The organism is Gilliamella sp. Pra-s52 (assembly GCF_009795805.1).
Lineage (GTDB): Bacteria > Pseudomonadota > Gammaproteobacteria > Enterobacterales > Orbaceae > Gilliamella.
Genome location: NZ_WTEY01000002.1, coordinates 284,968 through 300,764, shown reverse-complemented (window position 1 = coordinate 300,764; position 15,797 = coordinate 284,968). Strand labels below are relative to the sequence as shown.

Here is a 15,797-nt window from a genome sequence, read left to right as displayed (position 1 = left end):
ATTTATGTTAAGCTAAGCGCTTTAATAGTTCTGTTTGTACATGCAAAGGAACTAAGTTTGAAATGTCACCACCATGGTAAGCAACATCCTTAACTATTGTTGATGAAATAAATCCCATTGCGATTGATGGCATTAAAAATATCGTATCTAAATCTGATTTTAACGCGCGATTCATTTCAGCCAGTTGTCGTTCATATTCAAAGTCATTTGTGGTGCGTACGCCACGAACGATAACCGTGGCATTGTGTGCCAACGCAAAATTGGCCATTAAATTGTTAAAACCAATAACTTCAACGTTAAGTAAATGTTCAACAGCAGTTGAAGCTAAGTTAACTCGTTTTTCTAATGTAAAAAGTGTATTTTTATTAGGATTTTCAGCAACGGCAATAATCAAGTGAGGAAAGAGTAACGAAGCACGAGCAATAAGATCGATATGCCCATTCGTGATGGGATCGAACGTGCCAGGAAATATTGCGGTTAAAGCTTTACTTTTCATGAGTGATGTTATCCATTAGGTTTGATTTTTATATGATACCTAATTTTATAAATGAATGTTAGTTCAACCTTATAAATTCCGCATTGTTTTGTTTTTAAATGTCTCCTTTCCTGCAATTTTTTATGAAGAAAACAATTATGTGAAAACAATTGTATGAAAAATGAATACATAAAAAATCGTCAGGAAAGGTATTGATTTTATTGAATTTTTTATTTATTGTTCTTTAGGCAATTTTAACCTTTATTTGACAATAAATTGATAGGTTGTTTGATGGCTATAAATCTGATTTGGTTGCAACCAACAACTTTCTTGTGGCCATTTAGGGTGATGAGGGCTATCAGGCAAAAATTGCGTTTCTAATGCGATCCCTGCAAAATTATCATATTCACCGTTATGACGATTCGGTGTATGTTGTAAAAAATTCCCAGTATACACTTGTAAAGATGATTTGGTTGTTGTGATATTCATTATTACTTTTTTATCAGATGAAATGAGTTGAGCAGCTATTGGTTGATTTTTATCCAAAAGATAAGCATGATCATAACCACCTGTAATTTGTCGCTCAAGACTTACCAATAACCTGTCAGATATTCGTTTTGGTTTGCGTAAGTCCATATTGTTTTTGGTGACACAAACTAAATCATTACTTGGTATGCCATTGCTATCAACAGGTAGGTATAAGTTAGCATTAACTTGTAAGGTATGATTAAGGATATCCTTGCTAGTTTCTCCATCTAGATTAAAGTAAGCATGATTGGTTAAGTTAACTGGTGTTGTTTTGTTAGTTGTTGCTTTAAATTTTATAACGACTTCATTGTCATCTGTCAATTTATATATTGCTTGAACATTAAGTTTTCCAGGGAAACCTTGATCGCCATCAGGTGACGTTAAAGTAAATATAATTTGTTGGTCAGATTGAGATTGGATGTGCCATAATTGTTTATCAAAACCTAACTTGCCTCCATGTAATTGATTCACACCTTGATTCGCCACAAGTGGATAGTGTCTATCGCCAATATCAATTGTCGCATTGGCAATACGGTTAGCATATCGACCAATTGTAGCACCTAAATAAGCACTTTGCTTTTTATATTGTTCTAAGGTTTGGCAACCAAGTAATACTTCACGATTTAGTCCATTAACAGGCAATATACAAGAGAGCCAGGTGGCTCCCCAGTTTGATAGTTTAATTTTCATACCGTGCTTGTTTGAAAGTGTTATTATCTTTTCTATAGGCATATTACGTTAGCTCCTTCACTTGGGTGGCAGATATAGAAGTCTTCTTTAATACCAAATTTTTTAGCATAATTGTGGTTAACTATAGCTTTAACATCGTCAATTTTATCTTTCGACACTAAAGCGACCACACAACCACCAAAGCCTCCCCCTGTCATACGTACACCACCTTGTTCACCAATAACATTGTGGATAATTTCAACAAGGTAATCAATAGCAGGTACGGTAATTTCGAAATCATCGCGCATGGAATTGTGGCTTTGAGCCATTAGATTTGATAATAATGTGTAGTCACCATTAACTAGCGCTTGAGCTGCTTTTGTTGTCCGTTCGTTTTCAGTTATCACATGGCGAGCACGTTTATAAACAATTGGATCGAGCGTACTTTCAATTTGTTTTAAATCATCTAACGATGCATCACGCAGTGCTTTTACGCCAAGCACTTTAGCTGCTGCCTCGCATTGTTTGCGTCGTGTATTATATTCGCTATCAACTAATCCGCGTTTGATATTAGAGTTAATAATCACAACTGCAAAATTTTTAGGAATTGAAACGGGTTTAACTTCTAATGAGCGGCAATCAATTAGCAATGCATGTTGTGCTTTCCCAAGGGCGGATATCAGTTGATCCATAATACCGCAATTGCAACCAACAAATTGGTTTTCAGCTTCTTGACCGATCAATGCTAACTGAGTGCCATCTAATGGTAAATCATATAAAATCTGAAACATCTTCGCTACAGCAACTTCAAGTGATGCTGATGAGCTTAATCCAGCCCCTTGAGGTATATTGCCACTAATTGCTAAATCAACACCATGAATATTATTAGCGTATTTTTTAAGGTGTTTTATTACGCCACGGACATAGTTTGCCCATTGATATTTGGGGTGTTTTTCAATAGGTGAATCTAAAGAAAATTCATCTTGTTCGTTATTATAATCAATAGAAATAATACGAATTACATTATCTGAACGTCTGTGACAACTGATTACTGTTTGATAATCAATAGCACAAGGTAATACAAATCCATCATTATAATCGGTATGTTCACCTATTAGATTAACTCGCCCAGGTGCTTGTATAATAGTATCAGGTTGATAGCCAAATTCATTTTCAAAAGCTTGCTTAGTTTTATTGATTAATGCTTTCATTTATTCATCCTTTTTATCTTTATAATGCACATCACTGACGTTGCGTAGTTTTTCAGCTGCTTGTTCTGGTGTTAAGTCTCTTTGCACCTCAGCTAACATTTCATAACCGACCATAAATTTTTTTACTGTTGCTGAGCGAAGTAAAGGGGGATAAAAATGTGCATGTAATTGCCAATAGTCAACTTTATTTTCCATAAAGGGTGCTCCATGCCATCCCATTGAATAAGGAAAAGAGCAATGAAATAAATTATCATAACGGCTTGTTAACTTTTTTAATGCGACCGCTAAATCTTTTTGTTGTTCATTGGTTAATAGGTTTAAGCGTGGAATATGAATTTTAGGTAATAATAAGGTTTCAAATGGCCAAATTGCCCAAAAAGGAACAACGGCAAGCCAATACTTAGTTTCTACAACGATGCGGTCACGATTAATGAGTTCTTTTTGGGCATAATCAACCAATAAATTGCGATGGTATTTTTCAAAATAATTCCGCATGTTTAGATCTTCACGCGTAATTTCATTTGGTAAAAAACTATTAGCCCAAATTTGCCCATGGGGGTGAGGGTTAGAGCAGCCCATCGCCGAGCCTTTGTTTTCAAATATTTGTATCCAAGGGTAGCGTTGGCTAAGTTCTTGTAGTTGCTCGATCCAAGTCTTAATGACTCCTTCAATAGCGAGTAAATTAAGTTCAGGTAGTGTTTTACTGTGATCGGGGGAAAAACAGATAACCCGACTCGTTCCTTTTGCGCTTTGCATCTGAAACAGCGGGTCTTGGTGTTGTGGCGATTTTGGCGTATCTTCCATTAATGCAGCAAAATCATTGGTAAAAACAAACGTTCCCGTGTAATTGGGATTGATATCACCTGTTACACGTCGATTACTTGGGCACAAAAAACAGTTTGGATCGTAACTTGGTTTTTGTTCTTCGTTTAACGTTTCTTGTTGACCTTGCCAAGGTCGTTTCGCACGGTGTGGCGAAACTAATACCCATTGGCCTGTTAATGGGTTATAACGTCGATGAGGATGATCAACAGGGTCAAAATTAGCCATTTTTACCTCTTTTTTGATTTTGCTGAATTTATTGATTTATATCATTTAATCAGGATAACCTTGAGGGTTATTTGATTGCCAATTCCATGAGTCTTTTACCATATCATCTAGTGTTAGTTTGGTTTTCCAACCCAATTTTTGTTCAGCTTTTTTTGCATCAGCCCAAAAAGCGGGTAAATCCCCTGCACGTCTTGGCGCAAAGTGCCAATTGAGTGGTTTTCCTGATGCTTTTTCAAAAGCGGTGATAACTTGTAATACACTGTAACCAACACCTGAACCTAAATTGTAAATATGTACACCATGTTGGTTATGATCGGCTTTGAGTGCGGCAATATGTCCATCAGCCAAATCAACAACATGGATAAAATCACGAACACAAGTTCCATCTGTTGTTGGATAGTCATTACCAAAAACGGCTAATGATTCACGTTTGCCAACAGCAACTTGTGTGATATATGGCATAAGATTATTGGGAATACCAAGTGGGTCTTCGCCCATTAAACCACTAGGATGAGCCCCAACGGGATTAAAATAACGAAGTAAAGTTAATGACCAATCAGGTTCAGCAATCGCTAAATCCATAATGCATTGTTCAACCATTAACTTACTTTTACCATATGGGCTAGTTGGTAAACCTTGCGGTAACGTTTCAACATAAGGTACTGGCGCAATCTCACCGTAAACTGTTGCTGATGAGCTAAATACTAACTGTTTAACGCCTGCATTGCGCATTGCTTTCATTAGTACAATACTGCCGTAAACATTATTTTCATAATATTCAAGTGGTTTATGTACTGATTCTCCGACTGCTTTAAGTCCTGCAAAGTGAATAACTGCGCTAATGCTATGTTCAGCAAAGATCTTTGCCAATAATTGCGCATCACAAACATCACCTTGGTAGAATTCAACTTTTTTTCCTGTAATTTTTTGTATTCTATCTAATACTGATGCTTTGCTATTAAATAAATTATCAATCACAATTGGTGTATAACCTGATTGAATTAATTGGACACAGGTGTGACTACCTATATATCCACAGCCTCCCGTTACTAATATTTTCATGATAAACCTTTGTTTTTTTAAAATAATAGTGATGTAATTTTCTGTCAATTGTCAGATTTTTCACTGTTGTTATGTTTCCATAGATCCCATGGTCCACGGCCCGATAATGTGAAGGAAGAAATCAGCGTAAAACTAAATGCGATAAAACCAAGAACTAGATATGCTCCTTCAAAACCTATTTTAACATACATTAGACCTGCAAATATGGACATAAACATAATCGATAACTGTTTTGCAAAACAAAATGCAATTAAGTAAACAGTTGCTGATAAACGAATAGGGAAGTGTGTCGTAATATATTTAAATGCGCCAACAAGTAGTAGTGGTGCTTCAAACATATGTAACGTTTTTAATATAACAACTTCAACAGCAGTACTTGCAAATGCTGAACCAGTGATACGAATAGACATAATGGCACCAGCAACAAGTAAGGTATTTTTACTACCTATCTTCATTACAATTAATGGTGCAAAAAACATTACTGTTGCATTTAAAAATTCACCAAGCGTTGTGACATACCCGAATGCTTCTCGACCCACTTGTTCGCTAGAAAAAAATGAGGTAAAAAAGTTAGCAAACTGTTGATCAAATACATCATAAGTACAAGCAACCCCAACTATGTAAAGCATAAAGAACCAAGTTTTACGCATTTTAAGTAAATTAATAGCAAGTTTTAGATTAAATGGTTCAGGTTTATTTAATCCCATTTTATCAACAACTTCGGTTGTTGACGTTTTGGCGGGATCGGCAATTTTAACTAGAAATAGAAGAATCAATGCAAATCCAGAACATAGCCAATAAACAGTATTGACATCTTTAGAAATCATAATTCCAACAAATGAAGCACAAATTGCCCATCCCAAACAACCAAACATACGGCAACGACCAAATTCGAAATCACTACGTCTACTTATTTTTTCAACCAAAGCTTCAATAGCTGGTGCTCCTCCACTAAACACCATACCAAGATAAAATCCACCAGCAATGGCGCCTAAAGTGACATTAAATTGAAGTAAAGGACCTAAAATGAAAATGAAAAATGGGCCAAATAACACAAGAAGTAGTGTGATTATCCAAAGAAGGTGTTTTTTTAATCCTAGTTTATCAGAAATTAACCCAAATAAAGGTTGGAAAAAAAGTGCAAATAATGAAATAAATGAAAAAACATACCCAGTATTTGCTTCATTTAAACCATTCATTTTTAGCCAAACAGGAAAAAATGGAAAATATGCGCCCATAATAAAAAAGTAAAGAAAGAAGTAGATACTAAATACCCAATAATTCTTATTACTTAGCGATAACTTTATTTTTTGATTCATGATGAACTTCCTTTGCTAGGTTTTAAATGATTAACGCAACCACTTAGAAATCGTCTACACTTTTTTTGGACAGGTCAGTTATTTATGAAAGTAATAATAACATTAAAAAATGTTATAAAAAGTGATCTAGATAACATTTATGAAATCGTTTACATTGAAAAGCGCTATGTTGCTGTGTAAAAAAAATTTACAGAAAGTATGTTTTTTTAGTATAACCACATATTTTTATGATAGATAAAATTACTAATTAATAAGTTTTTTATTAAAAGAGTATTTGGAATGATTAGTTATAATGAGTTTAAGCCAATAAAACACTGCTTTTTGAAATCGATTACATTTATTGCTTATTTTATACTGAAACACAAAAATTATTTGATAATATAACCTTAGTTTGATTTATTATTAGGTTGTTAATTTCAGGCGAAATCAAATAATCTAAATGTTAACTAGTTTGTTTTGAAAGATTTTATTCGTTTTTCAAAATCTGACCAATTATGATAACCATCACTATTGATAGCCGAATTTTTTAGTTGAAGTTGATAATGTTCTGGTGGATTATCAACATCAAGAACGTGTCCGTTATGGAGTTGTTCAAAGCTTTGATAAATATATTCAGCCTTAAAAAAGTATTCTCCAGTAGATAAGTGTCGAAAACGTTGTAAAGCGACTTTTCCACCAATTGGTGTGCTTTCAAATTGTTTTGGTAGTTGATAAGTTTCAAACTCTAATGCCCCTAGCAATGATGCAATTGTGCTATCGTGCCCTACAAGTAAGTTCACTGTATTATCTTGTTGCATAAGACTGTCTATAGTATTGATGATGGGGGTAGCTGAATGTTTTGCCAGTGTTTTAGTGTGGCATATCAAATTAACATATTGATTACGAAGCTGAACAATTTGTTGCCACTGGGCTAAGTCATTTATTCTACCCCATGCAATATGTTCTTTAGGAAATGCTGAATAATATTGTAATAAAAAGGCATCAACTGCTGATGCGCCTATCGCTAGTGCGCCAAGTAATGCCGGCTCTTCATTTTTTTCCATATAAAGCTTAAGCGGAATATCAGCTAATGGGCATTGGTGTTTAGCATATAACGTTGAATGTCGATAATCTAAAATATCTGATAAAATTTCATAAGCGGGTGCTAAATTTTTAAAAATGGACTCTGCTTGATTGGTTTGTTCAATGTCATGTAATACCGCTTGTTTTAGTTCTGGTGAATCATCCCTTAGGCTGGGATCAAAAATAGGATCCATCTTTTCGATTGGGTATTTGTGGTTAATTGCTATATCATAACCTGCATAAGCACCAGCGATAATAAATTGTGCGGTTGCGACAGTTCGTTGTAGGCTATTAGCATAAACAAATATTTTTGGGGTAGTTAGCGATGGTTTAATATTATGAGTTTCAAGCCATTGTGATAAATAGTGTCCAAAATAGACTTCTAAAGCACCCCCTCGGGTTGTTAAATAACCATAAGGATGTCGCCATTTAGGCCATTTAAAAGGTGTCGCTTGTTCAAGAAACTCAAGTGTATTTTGTAACGGTGTGCGAATACCATGACGACTTAATATAACCACTTTATCTAATTGGTAGTGCCTATTTATCATTTTTTGATCCAACCTTGTTTATGTAGATAATCTAAAATAAAACTGCGCTGGCCTTTAATAATGGTATGAGCGATTTTATCACTCCAACCACCAGCTTTGGGATGAGTACTGCGTTGCTGATAATAAGTATTCATTTGAGTATCATATTGTGCAAGTAGCGCATGATTAATCGGTTGATAATTATTTTCAAAAAAGACGAGTTCTTTTGGCAATCGTGGTTTTATTTCAGGATTTTGATCTGGATAACCAATGCAAAGCCCAAAAAGTGGAATAACATATTTAGGTAGCGTTAGTAATTCAGTTACTTTATCGATATTATTGCGTAATCCACCTATATATACAGTACCTAAACCTAAAGATTCCGCTGCAATTACCGTATTTTGTGCCATAATTGCTGTATCAATACAACCGACTAAAAGTTGTTCTGCTTTTTCAAGTGGTATGCTAGGTTCAATCTGATAATGTCTGTTAAAATCAGCACAAAATACCCAAAATTCGGGGGCTTGATTTATGTAGCTTTGATCGCCTGCATAGTGAGCAAGTTGTTTTCGTATACTTGTATCGGTAATACGAATAATTGTCGTGCATTGTAAAAAATTGGAACTAGAAGCCGATTGTGCGGCTTGAATAATAGATTCTATTTGTACCTGTGTTAACGGGGTTGATTTATAAGCTCGAATAGAACGGTGGCGACAAATCAAATCAATTATTTCATTTTGCATAATGGCTCCTTAATGGATTGTTATTTATCCATTATTTTTTTATAAATTGTAAATCCCATACGCCATGACCTAGATTTTGCCCTCGTTTTTCAAATTTCGTAATCGGTCTATCATCAGGTCTTGGTATGTAATCTCCCGTTGGTGATAAATTTTCAAATCCTTCAGCTTGGGTTAAAACCTCTAACATATGTTCTGCGTAATGTTGCCAATCTGTTGCAAGATGTAAAACGCCGCCCAATTTTAATTTTTTGTAAATTAATTGCACAAATTTTGGCTGAATAATTCTACGCTTGTTATGTCTTGCCTTATGCCAAGGATCAGGGAAAAAGATTTGTACTTTATCTAGTGAATGATTAGGAATCATGTTTTCTAATACTTCCACTGCATCATGACACATTACTTTTAAGTTTGATAATTGGTTTTCTTCAATTGCCATTAAACAAGCGCCAACCCCTGGTTTGTGTACTTCAATGCCTAAAAAATTTTTATTAGGTGCATTTTTTGCCATTTCAATTAGCGAAGCTCCCATACCAAAACCGATTTCTAGCACTGCTGGTGTGTTAGTGTCAAAAGTAATAGGAGAATTTGCATTATATTCAATACCAAATATAGGCCATAAATTGATTAATGCTTGCTCTTGTCCTTTGGTTAAACGACCTTGCCTTAAAACAAAACTACGAATGGTTCTTTTAGGGTTGGTATTTGGGTCATTAGTTTTTAATTGTTCGTTCATTGTGTTATCTGTTTATGTTTAATAATCTGTGAAATTAATTGTTTACTATAGCTAATAATGAATAGTAGTTTACCCGATTTTTGTGCCACTTCAAAAAAACATATTATCTGTTTATTTTCTATTTATTATTGTGATACATGTAAAATATTTTTAATAAATTTCTATAATGTTGTTGAGCATAATCTGTAAATGATTATATAATTGTCACCCCGATTTAACCGATTACTTATAAGTAATCATGATAACATGCTTGAGGATTTCTCGTGCCTGATATGAAGCTTTTTGCTGGCAATGCCACACCAGAGCTAGCAAAACGTATAGCTAATCGTCTTTATACCTCTCTTGGCGACATTGTCGTAAGCCGTTTTAGTGATGGTGAAGTTAATGTCCAAATCAATGAAAATGTCCGTGGTGAAGATGTTTTTATTATTCAATCAACCTGTGCTCCGACTAACGATAATTTGATGGAATTGCTTGTAATGATCGATGCGATGCGCCGTGCATCTGCTGGTCGTATTACTGCCGTTATTCCTTATTTTGGTTATGCAAGACAAGATCGTCGAGTTCGTTCTGCTCGTGTGCCTATTACTGCTAAGGTTGTTGCTGACTTTTTATCAACAGTTGGTGTTGATAGGGTATTAACCGTTGATCTCCATGCTGAACAAATTCAGGGCTTTTTTGATGTTCCTGTGGATAATGTATTTGCAAGTCCTGTGATCTTAGAAGATATGTTACAGCGTGATTTTGAAAGACCAATTGTAGTCTCTCCTGATATTGGTGGTGTAGTACGTGCTCGAGCGATAGCCAAACTTCTTAATGACACAGATATGGCGATTATTGATAAACGTCGTCAGCGTGCTAATGAAGCAGAAGTAATGAATATCATTGGAGATGTTGCTGATAGAGATTGTATTTTAGTTGATGATATGATCGATACAGCAGGAACGCTTTGTAAAGCCGCTGATGCTTTAAAAGCTCGTGGAGCAAAAAGAGTATTTGCCTACGCAACGCATCCAATTTTTTCAGGTAAAGCAGTTAGTAACATTAAAAACTGTTCTATTGATGAAATTGTTGTTTGTGACACTATTCCATTAACGCCGGAAGTAAAAGCATTAAAAAATGTGCGTCAATTAACGCTATCAGGCATGCTTGCTGAAGCTATTCGTCGAATTAGTAACGAAGAATCAATTTCGGCAATGTTTCACCAATAATCTATTTATTATTGATTTAAATGCCCCTTTTAGGGGCTTTTTTGCAATAAAATCTTTAACAATAAACATATTATTATGACAACAACGATAAAACTTATTGTAGGCCTTGCCAATCCAGGAAATGAATATGCTGCAACAAGACATAATGCAGGTGCATGGTTTGTTGAACAATTGGCTGAACGTTATAATCAACCATTAAAAAATGAGCCTAAGTTTTTTGGTTATACATCAAGAGTTAGTATTTTAGCCCATGATGTGCGGTTGTTAGTTCCAACTACCTTCATGAATTTAAGTGGCAAAGCTGTGCAGGCAATGGCTACATTTTACCAAATTAAACCAGAAGAAATATTAGTTGTTCATGATGAGTTAGATCTTAATCCTGGTATAGCCAAGTTTAAATTCGGTGGTAGTCATGGTGGACATAATGGGCTAAAAGATATTGCCAATAAATTGGGCAATAATTTGAATTTTTATCGATTAAGAATTGGCATTGGCCATCCTGGCGATAAAAATAAAGTTGTTGGTTATGTACTTAATAAACCTTCTAAACCAGAGCAAGAATTAATTGATAAAGCTATTGACGAATCAGTGCGATCTATTAATGTTTTGTTTTCTCAAAGTATTGAAGCTGCGATGAATCAGTTACATGCTTTTAAGGCGTAGTTTATATAAAAAATCCACCCGAAAATCAGGTGGATTATTCTACTTTTAGTTTTTAATATTAAGAAAATAGATGAGTAACATTACCACCTTTTTCAGCTATTTTTTTCATCACTTCTTTGATTAACCATGTATTCATGGCTGCGGTATCATCAGTACTACCAGTATAATTTAGCTCATGAGCCAATTTTTTACGCGCATCTAAACTACTATCAATGCCTAGTAATTTCAATAAATCGACGATAGATGTTTTCCAGTTGAGAACCTCAGGATGTTTTTTAGCTAAACCATCAAGAATAGATGTCACATCAACATTAGCTGCAGATGAGCTTTGTTCTACCTTTTCTTTAACTTGCTCTGAACCATTTGATACTGTATCTTTGACTGAGTTGGTTATATTTTCAACTTTATCTTTCACTGTATCAACGGCATGGCCTACTGCTGCTTGAGCGCTAGGAAATACTTTTGAAAAAATATTATTTAAAATACCCATATTACACTCTCCACTGTTTTAATTGTTGAACTATTTCGATGTAGAAACTAATACATATATAACGCCTAGAAATTAGAAATGTCAAAGCAGTTATTCTTCAATAGCATTTTATGTATTACCGTGTAATATTTATTAATTATTATTGTGACTCTTATCTTCTTGTTAGGTTGGTTTTTTATAAAAAAAATGCCCTTAGAAGGGCATTGAAACTGTTAGTATTGTTGTCTAGATTAATTATAATTGATTACATTCGTTCAATTAATTGAAAAAAGCTCGACGAATTGCATACTCAACACCACGAATTTCAGCTAAACCTTTTAAACGGCCAATTGCAGAATAACCTGGGTTAGTTTTCTTGGTAAGATCATCTAACATTTGGTGTCCATGATCTGGTCTAACTGGTATAGAGCGTTTAATACCTGCTTTTTTGCGTCGTTCTTCTTCTGTGACTAATGCTTTAATTACTGCATACATATCGACATCACCCGCTAAATGATCGCCTTCATGGAAAGAGAGGGGATTGTCTTCTCTAACTGTTGCCCGTAAGTGAATAAAATGAACGCGGTCGGCAAATTTTTCGGCCATTGTTGCTAAATCATTATCATTGCGGACACCATAAGAGCCAGTACAAAAACAAAAACCATTATGAATACTGTCAACTGTATCTTTAATCCATTGCATATCTTCGATAGTTGAAACTATACGAGGTAAACCTAAAATTGGTCTTGGAGGATCATCAGGATGCACTGTTAACACTACACCAACCTCTTCAGCAACTGGGACAATAGCTTTTAAAAAATAAGCATAATTTTCGCGTAATTTAGCCTTATCGATACCATCATAGGTTGCAAGATGTGCTCTAAATTGATCGAGAGAATAGCCTTCCTCTGCACCTGGTAAGCCTGCAATGATATTGGCAATAAGCTTATCTTTTTCTGCTTGTGTCATTTTTTCAAAATAAGACTTAGCTAAAGCGATATCTTCTTTTGAGTAATCTTTTTCTGCATTAGGTCTTTGTAATAGGTAGAGATCAAATGCGGCAAAAGCAGTTTGGTCAAAACGTAACGCTCTTGAGCCATCAGGTAACTCATAAGCAAGGTCAGTACGAGTCCAATCCAAAACGGGCATAAAATTGTAACAAACAGTATCAATGCCACAAGCGGCTAAATTGCGAATAGATTGTTGGTAATTTGCAATATGTTGTTCAACGTTACCTGAATGTGTTTTTATCTCTTCATGAACAGGAATACTTTCAACGACAGACCAAGTTAGGCCTTTTTCTTCAATAATATTTTTTCGTTTTTGAATTTCTTCAATTGTCCACACTTCACCATTTGGAATATGGTGTAAAGCTGTAACAATTCCAGTCGCTCCAGCTTGTTTGATATCATCTAATGATACTGGATCATTTGGTCCAAACCAACGCATCGTTTGTTCCATATAAATCTCCTTAACGATTTAATTTATTTATTTTTCTTAAAATAATAAAGATCTATAAACAATGCTGATTATTATTACCTATTGATTAACAATGTTAACCGGAATTGAGTCAAATAAGTAACCATCAAAATTTGGATCTTCGCTATCAGAAACTGCCATTAATGTTTGTTTAACATTTTCTAAATGTTGCCACATAGCATGACGTGCTGACATTGCGTCTTTTACCTGTAATGCTTGTAAAATTTTTTCATGATCATAAAGCCATTTTTTTCGATAACTATGATCGGTAATTCGACTGTGTAATTGCCCCCACATTTTGCTAACGGAACGTTTTTGCCATAAATCATCTAACAAACTTTCAAGTATTGAATTCTTGGTCGCTCTTGCTATCGCAATATGAAACATTTCATCTGCACTGTAATCGTCTAACATACCTTGTTCTAAAATTTGTCGTTCTTGTTCCAAAATCGCTCTTAATTCAATAATATCTGATTTTACAATTTGTGAAGCGGCAAAAGCGGCAATATTACTTTCAATTAATTGCCTAGCTTGTAATAATTCGAACGGACCAAAATCCTCTTCTTCTATTTTTTTATCTTTTTCTGATAATATTTCATTTGGTAAACCAATTACATATACGCCAGAACCTTTTTTTACTGTGACTAGATTTTCGAGTTCTAGCATAATTAGCGCTTCTCGCACTACGGTTCGACTTACACTAAATGCCTCTGCAATATCTCTTTCTGGTGGTAATCGGTCACCAATTTTATAGGTGCCACTTTTTAATAATGATTTGAGTTCATTACCAATTTCTTGATATAGCCGATTAACCGCTAGCATTATTTATAATCCTCATTCTAATTTTGGTCTAATTTGGATAATTATACGCTAATTATTACAAGGACTATAAGTCAATTATGGTATAAATGCATTTTACTTTATGATTGGGATACCAATATAATTTTTTATTATAGAGGTTTTTTGAATATTTTATATGAAATAAACCAAAAAACGTGATACGAGTCACAAAAAAGAAAAAATTGAGATGAAATATTTATCAGCAAATGAAAATATGTCTAACCAATAGGGTAGATAAACAGATAATCATGGTGAATAAAATGTTAAATTTATTAAACCTTCCTGAATCAATCCTGCATAAACCTTTGTATGACAGGAAAAAAATAACCTCACGAATTGTCCATTTGGGATTTGGAGCTTTTCACCGCGGTCATCAAGCGTTATTGACGGATCGTTTACTTAACAAAGGAAATTGTGACTGGGGTATTTGTGAAGTTAATATTGTTGGTGGTGAAGAATTAATTAATGAAATTCGTAAACAAGACCATTTGTATACTGTGTTAGAAAAAGGTGCAACATCAAAAGAAGCATTTATTATTGGTAGTGTAAAAGAATCATTGTTAACACTAACAGATGGTATAGATGTAATTTTAGAAAAGATGGCAGATCCAGTAGTTGAAATTGTTTCATTAACAGTAACGGAGAAGGGTTATTGTATGTTTCCAGGTGGAGCAGAGAGCAGAGTTAGATTTGAATAATGCATTAATTAAAGCTGACTTAGCGAATCCAACAAAGCCTATATCTGCTCCAGGTGTTATTGTCGAGGCACTTTATAGAAGAATGCAACGAGGGATAAAGTCATTTACTGCTTTATCATGCGATAATATCCCCGAAAATGGATTAGTTTTAAAAAGAGCAATATTAGGATTAGCTAACGCTCGATATCCACAATTAGCAAATTGGATTGAGTCTAATACAACATTCCCATGTACTATGGTTGATCGCATTGTTCCTGCTGCATCAACCGAAACCTTAACTGAAATTGAAAATACATTAGGCGGTATGTTTGATCCATGTGGTATTGCTTGTAAACCTTTTATTCAGTGGGTCATAGAAGATAATTTTGTGACTAACCGCCCTAATTGGAATGAAGTTGGTGCTGAATTTGTTGATAATGTTGTTCCATATGAAGAAATGAAACTTCGTATGCTAAATGGTAGTCATTCTTTTTTAGCCTACTTAGGTTATTTGGCTGGTTACGAGCACATTAATGATTGCATGAATGATATTAATTATAAAAAAGCAACTCTAGCATTGATGATGCAACAACAAGCACCAACACTCAATGTCCCTAATCATGTTAATTTGCAAGAATATGCAAACAAACTTATTGAACGTTTTAGCAATCCATCACTAAAACATAAAACATGGCAAATTGCGATGGATGGTACTCAAAAATTGCCTCAAAGAATGCTGGATTCAATCCGTTGGCATATCAAAAATGGTTCAGATTTTTCATTATTGGCATTGGGCGTTGCTGGGTGGATGCGCTATGTTGGTGGAATTAATGATAACAATCAGCCAATAGATGTGTGCGATCCAATGAGTAAGCAACTAAGAGCTATTGTTAATTCTAGTAGAGAAGGTATTGAGCGAGTAAATTCATTACTAAGTTTGGATGCTGTTTTTGGTTCAGATTTACTTAATAATAAATTATTTAAAGAAAAGGTTACTGAGCACTATCTTTCTTTAAAGAACTACGGCGCAAAACAAACAGTTCACCATTATGTTTTATCTAATTAATTTTTAACTAATA

General features: G+C 34.5%; 14 protein-coding genes and 1 pseudogene. 3 read left to right on the top strand and 12 right to left on the bottom strand.

The window, feature by feature from the left end:
• Positions 1-7: 7 nt before the first annotated feature.
• The 9 genes from coaD to trmB all read right to left on the bottom strand — a co-directional run bounded on the left by coaD (position 8) and on the right by trmB (position 9,379).
• Complete coding sequence (coaD, locus tag GQ594_RS03560; protein ID WP_160411451.1) at positions 8-496, bottom strand: pantetheine-phosphate adenylyltransferase; 489 nt, start codon at positions 494-496, stop codon at positions 8-10.
• Positions 497-736: 240 nt separating this feature from the next.
• Entirely contained in the window at positions 737-1,735 is a 999-nt protein-coding gene (gene galM / locus GQ594_RS03555; protein WP_160411450.1) for a galactose-1-epimerase, read from the bottom strand.
• Positions 1,726-2,883, bottom strand: coding sequence for a galactokinase (galK, locus tag GQ594_RS03550; RefSeq protein WP_160411449.1), 1,158 nt, complete (start codon positions 2,881-2,883; stop codon positions 1,726-1,728). The genes galM and galK overlap by 10 nt, the downstream gene beginning before the upstream one ends.
• Positions 2,884-3,933: a galactose-1-phosphate uridylyltransferase gene (galT, locus tag GQ594_RS03545; RefSeq protein ID WP_160411448.1), complete on the bottom strand. Its 1,050-nt coding sequence runs from the start codon at positions 3,931-3,933 to the stop codon at positions 2,884-2,886. It lies immediately after the preceding gene.
• Between the two features lie 45 nt (positions 3,934-3,978).
• Entirely contained in the window at positions 3,979-4,995 is a 1,017-nt protein-coding gene (gene galE / locus GQ594_RS03540) for a UDP-glucose 4-epimerase GalE (protein ID WP_160411447.1), read from the bottom strand.
• A gap of 44 nt (positions 4,996-5,039) precedes the next feature.
• Positions 5,040-6,314, bottom strand: coding sequence for an MFS transporter (locus GQ594_RS03535; RefSeq protein WP_160411446.1), 1,275 nt, complete (start codon positions 6,312-6,314; stop codon positions 5,040-5,042).
• Between the two features lie 446 nt (positions 6,315-6,760).
• A complete protein-coding gene (locus GQ594_RS03530) occupies positions 6,761-7,924 on the bottom strand; it encodes a histidine-type phosphatase (protein WP_160411445.1) in 1,164 nt (387 codons plus the stop codon).
• Positions 7,921-8,646: an oxygen-insensitive NADPH nitroreductase gene (gene nfsA, locus GQ594_RS03525; protein ID WP_160411444.1), complete on the bottom strand. Its 726-nt coding sequence runs from the start codon at positions 8,644-8,646 to the stop codon at positions 7,921-7,923. Before nfsA ends, GQ594_RS03530 begins: the two co-directional genes overlap by 4 nt.
• 31 nt (positions 8,647-8,677) lie before the next feature.
• Positions 8,678-9,379: a tRNA (guanosine(46)-N7)-methyltransferase TrmB gene (trmB, locus tag GQ594_RS03520; protein ID WP_160400296.1), complete on the bottom strand. Its 702-nt coding sequence runs from the start codon at positions 9,377-9,379 to the stop codon at positions 8,678-8,680.
• A gap of 263 nt (positions 9,380-9,642) precedes the next feature.
• Here trmB and GQ594_RS03515 point away from each other — a divergent pair, with 263 nt between their 5' ends.
• The gene (locus GQ594_RS03515; protein WP_160400297.1) at positions 9,643-10,590 is read left to right on the top strand and encodes a ribose-phosphate pyrophosphokinase; all 948 of its coding nucleotides are present in this window, start codon (positions 9,643-9,645) and stop codon (positions 10,588-10,590) included.
• Positions 10,591-10,665: 75 nt separating this feature from the next.
• Entirely contained in the window at positions 10,666-11,253 is a 588-nt protein-coding gene (gene pth / locus GQ594_RS03510; RefSeq protein ID WP_160411443.1) for an aminoacyl-tRNA hydrolase, read from the top strand.
• A 58-nt stretch (positions 11,254-11,311) separates the two neighbouring features.
• Here the strand turns inward: pth and GQ594_RS03505 are convergent, their stop codons facing one another.
• From GQ594_RS03505 to GQ594_RS03495, 3 genes are all read right to left on the bottom strand, one after another.
• Positions 11,312-11,743, bottom strand: a complete 432-nt coding sequence (locus GQ594_RS03505; RefSeq protein ID WP_160400299.1) for a DUF3597 domain-containing protein — start codon at positions 11,741-11,743, stop codon at positions 11,312-11,314.
• A 258-nt stretch (positions 11,744-12,001) separates the two neighbouring features.
• Positions 12,002-13,183, bottom strand: coding sequence for a mannonate dehydratase (gene uxuA / locus GQ594_RS03500; protein WP_160400300.1), 1,182 nt, complete (start codon positions 13,181-13,183; stop codon positions 12,002-12,004).
• Between the two features lie 78 nt (positions 13,184-13,261).
• Complete coding sequence (locus GQ594_RS03495; RefSeq protein ID WP_160411442.1) at positions 13,262-14,023, bottom strand: GntR family transcriptional regulator; 762 nt, start codon at positions 14,021-14,023, stop codon at positions 13,262-13,264.
• Positions 14,024-14,301: 278 nt separating this feature from the next.
• On the opposite strand from GQ594_RS03495, the pseudogene GQ594_RS03490 reads away from it, so the two are divergent.
• Positions 14,302-15,784: pseudogene (locus tag GQ594_RS03490) on the top strand (mannitol dehydrogenase family protein).
• Positions 15,785-15,797 lie beyond the last annotated feature (13 nt).

Coding starts and splice junctions, on each gene's coding strand:
- coaD (WP_160411451.1), bottom strand. CDS start 496: ATGAAAAGTAAAGCTTTAACCGCAATATTTCCTGGCACGTTCGATCCC.
- galM (WP_160411450.1), bottom strand. CDS start 1,735: ATGCCTATAGAAAAGATAATAACACTTTCAAACAAGCACGGTATGAAA.
- galK (WP_160411449.1), bottom strand. CDS start 2,883: ATGAAAGCATTAATCAATAAAACTAAGCAAGCTTTTGAAAATGAATTT.
- galT (WP_160411448.1), bottom strand. CDS start 3,933: ATGGCTAATTTTGACCCTGTTGATCATCCTCATCGACGTTATAACCCA.
- galE (WP_160411447.1), bottom strand. CDS start 4,995: ATGAAAATATTAGTAACGGGAGGCTGTGGATATATAGGTAGTCACACC.
- GQ594_RS03535 (WP_160411446.1), bottom strand. CDS start 6,314: ATGAATCAAAAAATAAAGTTATCGCTAAGTAATAAGAATTATTGGGTA.
- GQ594_RS03530 (WP_160411445.1), bottom strand. CDS start 7,924: ATGATAAATAGGCACTACCAATTAGATAAAGTGGTTATATTAAGTCGT.
- nfsA (WP_160411444.1), bottom strand. CDS start 8,646: ATGCAAAATGAAATAATTGATTTGATTTGTCGCCACCGTTCTATTCGA.
- trmB (WP_160400296.1), bottom strand. CDS start 9,379: ATGAACGAACAATTAAAAACTAATGACCCAAATACCAACCCTAAAAGA.
- pth (WP_160411443.1), top strand. CDS start 10,666: ATGACAACAACGATAAAACTTATTGTAGGCCTTGCCAATCCAGGAAAT.
- GQ594_RS03505 (WP_160400299.1), bottom strand. CDS start 11,743: ATGGGTATTTTAAATAATATTTTTTCAAAAGTATTTCCTAGCGCTCAA.
- uxuA (WP_160400300.1), bottom strand. CDS start 13,183: ATGGAACAAACGATGCGTTGGTTTGGACCAAATGATCCAGTATCATTA.
- GQ594_RS03495 (WP_160411442.1), bottom strand. CDS start 14,023: ATGCTAGCGGTTAATCGGCTATATCAAGAAATTGGTAATGAACTCAAA.